The following is an 8,815-nucleotide window of genomic DNA, read 5'->3' as shown; positions in this document are numbered from 1 at the left end:
AGGATAGAGGCTTTCGGGGCGGATTCAAACTACCTAGCGCTGCTGCTTGAGAACAAGACCCTGATGTCGCTTGACCTCAGGAGCGGGGCTCATCGCTCGAGGCTGGATCTCTCCGGCAGCTTGGGTTACGCGGCACCCGGCGGGGAGTTTCCGGTGATCGATGGAACGGCGACGCTCACGGGTTCGAGCGGGGTGATACACCAAGTCGACCTCAGGAGAATGGAGCTGAGGAGATCCATGAAGACGTGGGTAGAGCCCGTGAGGCAGCCCCTGATAGTGGAGAAGGCCCTCCTCTACTTCGGCAGGGGTGGTCTGCTGAGGGTGTATCACCTCCCCTCTGGCATAAGGCTCTACGACCTCAAGATGGGGGAGGAGGTGGGAAGCGATGTTTCCCTGCGCAAGGATCCGGTCAACAGAAGTTACTACTTGGCCATCTTCGGCGAGTCCGGCACTTTGAGAGTTTTCAGATTCCCTGAGCTCTGGTTAAAGCTTTTGGAGGTGAGGGAGGAGGGAGGGGGTTACCTGATCGAGGGATACATCTGCAGCACGGCAGAGACAGGACCCACCGCTTCCATCAGCATTTATACACTCGACTCCGGGGCCAAACCGCTGGGAGAGAAGCCCGTGGGTTCCGTGGGCCCGGGCCAGTGCGGGGCCAGGTTCTCCACGTTCCTACCATCGAGGGGCGCTGTGGGGTTGATCTCAGGCGGCTTCAGGTTCCCGCCCAACCTCGTGGTTGGGATGAGCGCCGATGAGTGGATCTCGATGAGGCCCGGGGCCGTGACTACGACGAGACCCGAGGTTGTACCCTCCCTCAGCTACGAGGCTCCTGGAGAACTCAGGGTCGGGGATTCACTGGTGGTGAAGCTCAGGGGGATTAACGGGTGGAACGCGACAAACATCACTCTCCTATTGACTGGAGACGGTGTGGAGGAGACTTCGGAGAGGCTGAAAGCCGGCTACGGGGAGAGATTCGAAATGGAACTGAGGAGCGTGGCGAAGAGGGAATCTGAAGGTGTCAGGTTGATCCTGCTTGGAGACGGGGCGGTTCTCTTGGAGGAGACCCTGTCCGTAACGATAAAGAGGGGCATGCTGGTGGACTCCCTGCAGCTCCCCTCCCAAGTCAAGTTGAATGAGAGCTTCATCGTGAATCTGACCGTGGTCAACAGATACGAGGACGGCCAGCAGTTCAGGGTGGCGTTGAGCCTGGGGGAGGTGACGGAGGAGAAGATCACAAGGCCCTTGGCGGCTGGCGAATCCCAGGCATTGGAGTTCAGCTTCAGGTCCAAGAGCAGCGGAACCCTCCAGGTTGTGGCTCGCGTGCTATCCCAGGACGGCGCCGAGCTTGAGGAACGCAGGGCCTCGATCCTAGTGATCCAGCCAGAGACTCAGACCTCGGTGCAACCCCCGGTAACCCAAACGGCCACGCAGAGCGCGCCAGCCTTCCAGATCCAGATTCCCATGGAGTACTTGGTGGCTTCCGTCCTGGTGCTCATGGTGCTCGCGGTGGTTGCCCTGATGGTGAGGCCTAGGAGGCCGAGGAAAGTCGAGGTGATCATCCCGAAGGAGGTTCCGCCCCCGGAGGCTCCCCGGGAGGTTCCGGAGGAGGTCCCGCTGGAGGAGATCCCGTTCGAGTTCGAGGAGGAGGGGCCACCGATACCGATGGAGGAGATAGAGAAGGAGGAGATAGAGAGGCCGGAGGTGCCCTTAGAGGAGATAGAGAGGCCTTCAGCTCCTAGGATCGAACTTCCCGCTGGGGAGGTGCTGCGCCTTGAGGAGGATCTTAAAAACCTGAGAGAGAAGCTGGAGGGCCTGAAAGGAAAGCTTGAGGAATTGGAGAGCCTGATAGGTTTTGAGGTGTCTCCATACAGGATGGTGGATGCCGAGGCCTCGCTGGTGAATGCGGAACTCAGGTTGAGGGAGGGCAAGCTTGAGGAGGCCGAGAGGCTGGTGAGATCCACCAGGGAGTCCCTAAACGTGCTGGCGGAGGAGGTGAAGGAGGCGGAGAGGGTATTCAGGGATAACTGGGGCGCTGTGGAGAATAGGATAGAGATAATGCTGAGGGTCTGGGGGAAGGCGCCTGCCACGATGCTGACGATGGTGCCGCCGAGCTTCAGGATAGCCGCTCTAGAAAGGTACATGAGGATGCATAAGGAGAGGAGGCTGGAGCTGAGGGGGGATGAGCTGATCTCAACCTCCTGACCTCCTACTGACGACCTTCTCCTTTATCTCATTATAGAGCTCATTTAGGAGATCCTGGTAGTCCGAGATCCCCTCCTCAACGCTATCCATCTTCTTTTCAAGAATTCTAGTTCTTTCCTCACTTATCAGGTCCGGGAAGTTCTTGGAGAGGAAATCGTACACCTCGATCCCTAGCCTCGTGGGGATGAGCCTCTCCCTCCTCTCTATCACGTAACCCCTCTGCAGGATCTTCTCAACTATCGTGGCATATGTGGAGGGCCTGCCGATTCCCCTCTCCTTCATGAGTGCTATCAGATCGCTCTGCGTGTAGAGGGGGGCCGCAGGAACCTGCTGATGCTCCACGATGACCTCATAGATCCCATCCCTAAGCTCAGGCTCTATCGTGTAGTGAAACGGGTACCAGTCCAACCAGCCACCTCGGGCTCCGATCAACCTGCTGACCTCGAAGACGCTCTCTCCTACCCTTAGACTCACCACCTGCCTCACCAACGTACCTTCCCTGGACTGGGATGCCATGAATCTCCTGAATATGAGATTGTAGAGCCTCAGGTGATCCCTCGTCAGCCCCTCAACGGCCAAGATTCCCTCTCTGACGTAATCGATCAGTTCCTCCATCGAGAGGGGCTTCGTGGGCCTGATGCACTCGTGAGCGCCTCCCTCCCCCCACCTCCTGGGGATGAACCCATCCCTCAGGACAACGGAGGCCACCCTCATCCCGGCATCGCTTACCCTAGGGCTGTCCGTTCTATGGTAGGTTATAAGACCGGCCTCGAAGAGGAACTGAGCCAGCTGCATCGTCCTGCTTGCTCCCATTCTGAACAGCCTGTTGGCCTCGCTCAGCATGGCATCCGTGGTGAAGGGTGGAGGAGGTCTGACGGTCTCCTCCTCAGTCCTGAGGACCTTGACTTCCACCTTAGATGGCCCAGGCTCACCCACCCTTCCCTCCAGCCTGAGAAAGAGCTCATCCCCCCTCAAAACAGTGATCGTCCTCTTTCTCTGGTGCTCCCTGTACCTCTCTATTACCCATCCTAGGACGGGCGTTTGAGCCCTCCCCGCCGACAGGTATCTCCTGCCGAACCTCTCCTGCACCTCCGCGCTGAGCTCAAACCCTATCCACCTGTCCTCGATCCTCCTGACCACCTGGGCCCCCACCATCCTCTCGTTAACATCCCTCAGGTTCCTAAGGGCCTCCGTTATGGCGCTCTTCGTCACCTCGTGGAACTCGGCCCTGTATATCTCCTCGGAGGCGTCCCTTATGAGCTGATATATGTCCCAAGCTATCTTCTCCCCCTCAGTGTCCGGATCGGTTCCTATTATCACCCTGGAGGCCTCGAAGCTGAGTCTCCTGAGGACCTCTATGACGCTCCTGCTATCCCTTATGTCATCGGAGCCGCACCTCGGGCACCTGTTCAAATCGGTGAACTGGTTGCCGCAGGAATTGCACCTCCTTATGGAGGAGTAAACTGGCACGAAGACGTCCCTGCCATCGACCCTCTCAATGAGAACACCGTGATAACCCGAGGTGGTCGAGAGATCCACCACGTGCCCTCCGCTGGCGACCACCGTGAGGACGTAGCTCCCGGTGGTCACCTCGTAGGCAGGTATGCCATTCACGAACCTCCTACTAGGCCTTCCGAAGAACTTGGCGATTGTTCTTGCTTTGTTTGGGCTCTCCACTATGAAGACCGCAGTTCTAAGTAGGTTAGCGTACTCATAGCCGCTCCTCATGGAGGAAAGCATCCTCCTGCTCTCATCTATCTCCCTCCTGAGCCCCTCCAGGTCCACCTCGTTGAGCGGCAGGGGATCCAGCTCCTGGGCCCTGGCCCTCTTTATGAAGGCCGTGAGCATGGGCTCATCGTCCCATAGGAGGCTGGCCCCCCTGGTTATACCGCCGGGGAAGAGCCTCGAGGTCCTGCCAGAACCCTGTATGTAAGTCCTGATGTCGGGAATCATTATCTTACCAGCCTCCACCACAACGTCAGCCGCGCTCGAAACTGAGCGGAGCCTCTCCTCGTCTGAGAATAGCTCCTCAATCATCTGCCTCGCTCTCCTCAGGTCCTCCTCCCTGGGGTTCCTCCTGATCCTCATAGCGAGCCTCCTGGCGTCCTCACCCATCGCTCTCGAGAGGGTGAGGAACAGGGATGATAGGAAGGGCTCCTCGATCCCCTCAACTTCCCCCAGCGTGAGTTCGAACCTCGGGGCCCCGTAGAAGATGACGTACCTGATCCTCTTCGGCAGGTCCACCCCCCTGACCAGGACACCGTAGGGCTTGGCTGCCCCCACCAGGAAGTCCAGCCTCCCCTCGCTGAACTCCCTGACCTTCCCCTCCTCGTACCCGTGGACCACCTCCCCCCTGAAGCCGACCGACTCCATGAGCTCCATGGCCTCATCCGCCAGGGACATGCTGGGGACGAAGAGGAGGAACCCACCGCCCATCCTTCGGGCGAACTCCCCAAGATCATCCCTGTTGCTCGTGAACAGATCCGCGACGTTCCTGAGAAGCTCGGGCCTCACGACCCCGACGTCAAACCCCAGGAGGGATCTGAACAGGGCAACCCTTTTTCCAGGCTTTCCAGTCGCTGTTGAGACTATGAGGACACTGTCAACCTCACCTCGAACCTCCTCTCCATGTGAAGCCCTCCTTATATCCTCCTCGCTGAAGCCCATCAGCTGCAGGACCTTGTCAACGTTCCTCGAGTTCTTCAGGAAGGAATCCACATCGTCCACGAATATCAGGGAAAACCTATCCACGGACCTCCTCAGGAGTTCATGGTTCACCGAGAGGTACTGGGATGTGGTCACGAGGACGTCAAAATCCCCTGACTCCAGGGAGGAGAGGAACTCGCTCCTCTCCCTCCCGTTCATCCTGCTCCTGTAGGGGAGGACCTTCAGGTCGATCCCCGAGGAGCTGATGTATCTGAGCAGGTTCGAGTGGACCTGGTCAACCAGGAGGGAGGTTGGGAGGATGAGATAGGACTTTCCCCATCCTCGGTAGGAGAAGTAGAGGCTTGTTATCAACCCGAACACTGTTTTCCCGACGCCGGTCGGAGCTATGGCCGCGAAGCTCCTCCTGGCCAGCGCCCGCTTGGCCCACATCAACTGGACCTCCCAGGGAGGTGAACCCAGACAGGATTCGAAGAACCTTTTGAATCCCTCCAACTCCGAGGATATGCGCTTCAGGTCCTCCTCAATGCATATTTTCCTCTCATGTGTCCTCAGCTCCCCGGAAGGTGGGCAGAGCTCTAGGAACACCGCTGGTATCATCGCCATCACCGCTTATTATCCGAGATATATCGAGGTCTGACATACGGTCGGGGAGCTTTATATCGTTTCTAGTTGGAAAACTATTGGATTCAAAATGAGGATAGCCCTCCCAATTGAAGAGGTGAATCGGGATCTGAAGTTATGCAAGATATCTAGCAATCCTGAAAATGTTAAATTCATTGCAGTTATTGAGGTGAACGACCTGGGGCTCGTGACGGACGTTACGCTCCTGGAGCTCGGGGGGTCGATCGATCTGCTGCAGGATATAATACTGGAGCTGGAACCGGATCTATTCATAAGCGATAGGGCCGATCTGGAAGTGGTGGAGGCCGTCGTAGGGAACGGCGCGAAGCTGGTCGTTACTCCCTCGGACGTGCTTGAGGAGGCCGTGAGGGATCTCATTCTGGGGAGGGCGGAGGTGATCCCCGGGGGGAAAGTATCATTAAGGTACGCCAACTGACCCCATATGCCCTACGTGAAGCTCAGGGTGAAGAGGTGGAGGATGGAGGAGAGGGAATACATGAGCTACCAGATAACTGCACCCAAGAGACTGATCGAGAGGCTCGGATGGAAAGTGGGAGATATGCTCCAGGTCAGGGTGAGGGAGGGAGAGCTCGTCTACTCCAGGGTTGATAGGAGGCCCCTTTCAAACCACTTGGAGCAGGAGACCCTTCAGGTATAGCGTCCAGGGATGCTTGGGGTCGAATGGATGATCTGGGGAGGGACGAAGCTCCTCTAGGATCTTTATCTCCCTCCCAGCGCGTCTGGAGGAGCTCTCCACTATCTCCCTGAACTCCTCCTTGGATATGAACAGGCTGCAGGAGCTCGTCATGACGAGACCCCCCGGGGCCACCCTGGAGAGGGCCGCTGCGTTGACCGCGAAGTAGGTCCTCCTGGCGGTCCCAACCATATCCCTGCTGGGGGCGAAGGCGGGCGGATCCACGATCACGAAATCGTAGAGATCCTGATCCCTCTCGAGGAACTCCCTGACCCTAGATCTGATCGCTTCAGCCTCGACGGAGTTCAGGACGAGGTTTCTCCTCATCTCGGACACCGCGTACTCCGACTCCTCCACAGCGGTCACGCGAGCCCCTGCTAGGGCCGCGTGCAGGGCGAAGCCTCCGGTGTAGCTGAAAAGATCGAGAACCCTATCGCCAGGGCCGATCAGCTCCTCCAACCTGATCCTGTTCATCCTCTGGTCTATGAAGAATCCGGTCTTCTGTCCCTCCATGGTGTCCACGTTGAACAGGGCCGTTCCCTCCCTTATGACGGCCCTCGTCTTACTTCCCTTGACGAGCCTCCTCTCCAAGGGTAGGCCCACCTCCTTCCTAGGCCTGCTGTCGTTCCTCAACACGATCGAGGAGGGCCCGTAGATCCTGTCCACCATAGAGGCTATCCCCTCGATCCTCAGGTCGATCCCTAGCGAGGTGGATGAGAGGACCACGACATCATCGTAAACGTCCACTATCAATCCGGGCAGGGAATCAGCCTCGCTGTAAACCCATCTGAAGAAGTTATCCAGCTTCAGCTTTTCCCTCAAACTGAGGGACTCCCTCAGCCTCTCCTCGATTATGACGGCTGGATCCCCAAGCTCCCTGCTGAGGACCCTGACCGCTATGCTCCCGACGTTCTCATAGAAACCCATGCCGAGGAACTCGCCCGCCTCGTCCCTGATGGCTACGAGATCTCCCTCAGCGACAGGGCCCCTCAGGGAGCCCAACCACTTCTTGTAAATGTTCAGCTGGCCGCTCCTCACCCTCTCGGGACCCTCTCCCTTGAGGAAAACCTCTCCCGTCAGGCTCCAGCGCAAGGCTACCTCCTCATGTAGTCAGGGTCCTTGGGGAGCTTATCCGTCAGCGGCACCCCCCTGTTCCTGCCGACGAGCACGGTGTCCTCTATCCTTATCCCACCCCATCCCCTGATGTAAATCCCGGGCTCATCGGTCACGACCATGCCCTCCTCCAGAAGTCCCCTCCTCCCAACGAGCAACCTTATCTCCTCATGTATCTCTATGCCCAGACCGTGACCCAGGGAGTGGACGTAGTAGTCCAGGAGCCCGCGATCCCTCAGAATCTTCCTCGCCTCTATGTCAGGTCTCTCGAAAGGGGCCCCTCCTCTGATGTGATCGATCGCCCTGAGTTGGGCATCGAGGACGGCCTGATATCTCTCCAAGAACTCTGCGTTGGGCGTCCCGATGAAGTATGTCCTGGTTATATCGATGCAGTAACCCTTATACCTGGCCCCGAAGTCTATCAGGAGGATATCCCCCTCGGAGATCCTCCTCTCCGTTGGTATGTGATGAGCGTTGAAGGAGTTCATCCCGCTGGCTACTATCGTTGGGAAGCTGCTGCCGTCGGCTCCCAGCCTCCTCATCTCGAACTCTAGGAGATTGGCCACCTCCCTCTCGCTCATCTTCGGGGAAATATCGATGCTCTCCAGGGCCCTTATGGAGATGGAGGCGCTCTCCCTCATGAGACTCACCTCATACTCGCTCTTTATCGACCTCATCCTGCTCAACTGCTGCCTGGCATCTATCACGGCCACGCTCTTCTTGCCCCTCCTGAAGACCCTCCTCATCCTCTCGAGCATCTCCCTCCTCTCGATGAAATCCACGGCCACCCTCTTGACGTCGCCAGTCCTCTCAACCAGGACCTTGAAGGGATTGGGCTCCTCGAGCTCCGACCTGCTCAACCCGAAGAAGGGCTTGTAGACCTCGACGTGGAAGGGGGACCTCTCCTTGGCTATCTCATCGCCGAAGGCGTACCTAGCTATCAGGTATGGCTCCCCGTCCATGGGAACAACCAGGAGCTCGGATTCCATCGTTCCGGAGAGGTAGAGCATGTTGGGACCCGACGTGAAGAGGCAGAGGTCCAGATCCCTCCTCGCCATCCATCTCCTGAGTCTCCTAACCCTGGACTCGAGTTCCTCCTTTGGGTACATACGGTTGGCCGCTGAGGGAGCGGCCTAAAACCTTAACACATCCCCAGCCCCCGGCAGTATGATGCGATCCCTCATCCTCCTCGGTAGGAAGGCATCGAAGAGGTCCGGGTGCTCCGTGTGGATGGGCAGAACGAATCTGGGATTTATCGACTCCACAAGATCACCGATCTGGTCCGGTGATATGTGACCGGAGACGTGGATCCTGTAGTACCTCCTCACACCGTGCAGCATCAACCAGTTCATCAACCTATCCATTGATAGGGCCGATTCCTCGCTGAAAGGTTCAGATCTGCTCAGGATGAACTCAATCCTTGCCCGGACCCCCATGGGAACCTCGTAAAGGAATCTCGTGGCATTGCTCGTCAGCACCAGAAACTGGTGAGGGTGCCCGAAAACGGAGAGCCTTCTC

The 8,815-nt window shown here is 57.8% G+C and carries 7 protein-coding genes; 3 read left to right on the top strand and 4 right to left on the bottom strand.

Annotated elements, in window-relative coordinates; translation table 11 throughout:
• The coding region (locus BA066_05365) for a hypothetical protein (GenBank protein ID RDD53263.1) at positions 1-2,202 on the top strand (2,202 nt) is incomplete at its 5' end.
• Here the strand turns inward: BA066_05365 and rgy are convergent.
• Positions 2,191-5,472, bottom strand: coding sequence for a reverse gyrase (gene rgy, locus BA066_05360; GenBank protein ID RDD53262.1), 3,282 nt, complete (start codon positions 5,470-5,472; stop codon positions 2,191-2,193). The two genes, BA066_05365 and rgy, sit on opposite strands and share 12 nt — an antisense overlap.
• A gap of 88 nt (positions 5,473-5,560) precedes the next feature.
• On the opposite strand from rgy, the gene BA066_05355 reads away from it, so the two are divergent.
• Together BA066_05355 and BA066_05350 are read left to right on the top strand one after the other, a co-directional pair.
• Positions 5,561-5,926: a hypothetical protein gene (locus BA066_05355; protein RDD53261.1), complete on the top strand. Its 366-nt coding sequence runs from the start codon at positions 5,561-5,563 to the stop codon at positions 5,924-5,926.
• 6 nt (positions 5,927-5,932) lie between these two features.
• A complete protein-coding gene (locus BA066_05350; protein ID RDD53260.1) occupies positions 5,933-6,148 on the top strand; it encodes an AbrB/MazE/SpoVT family DNA-binding domain-containing protein in 216 nt (71 codons plus the stop codon).
• Here the strand turns inward: BA066_05350 and BA066_05345 are convergent.
• The 3 genes from BA066_05345 to BA066_05335 all read right to left on the bottom strand — a co-directional run.
• Positions 6,113-7,276 (bottom strand): class I SAM-dependent rRNA methyltransferase, encoded by a 1,164-nt coding sequence (locus tag BA066_05345; protein RDD53259.1) that lies wholly within the window; start codon positions 7,274-7,276, stop codon positions 6,113-6,115. The genes BA066_05350 and BA066_05345 overlap by 36 nt on opposite strands.
• Positions 7,277-7,278: 2 nt before the next feature.
• A complete protein-coding gene (locus BA066_05340; protein ID RDD53258.1) occupies positions 7,279-8,406 on the bottom strand; it encodes a peptidase M24 family protein in 1,128 nt (375 codons plus the stop codon).
• Between the two features lie 24 nt (positions 8,407-8,430).
• On the bottom strand, positions 8,431-8,815 hold a 385-nt coding region (locus BA066_05335), incomplete at its 5' end, for a hypothetical protein (protein RDD53257.1).

It is taken from the genome of Candidatus Korarchaeota archaeon NZ13-K (assembly GCA_003344655.1).
In the GTDB taxonomy this organism is placed as follows: Archaea; Korarchaeota; Korarchaeia; order Korarchaeales; family Korarchaeaceae; genus Korarchaeum.
Note: the sequence above shows the minus strand (reverse complement) of the source record. Positions and strands in the feature narration are given on the sequence as shown.

Coding starts and splice junctions, on each gene's coding strand:
- BA066_05355 (RDD53261.1), top strand. CDS start 5,561: ATGAGGATAGCCCTCCCAATTGAAGAGGTGAATCGGGATCTGAAGTTA.
- BA066_05350 (RDD53260.1), top strand. CDS start 5,933: ATGCCCTACGTGAAGCTCAGGGTGAAGAGGTGGAGGATGGAGGAGAGG.
- BA066_05340 (RDD53258.1), bottom strand. CDS start 8,406: ATGTACCCAAAGGAGGAACTCGAGTCCAGGGTTAGGAGACTCAGGAGA.
- rgy (RDD53262.1), bottom strand. CDS start 5,472: ATGGCGATGATACCAGCGGTGTTCCTAGAGCTCTGCCCACCTTCCGGG.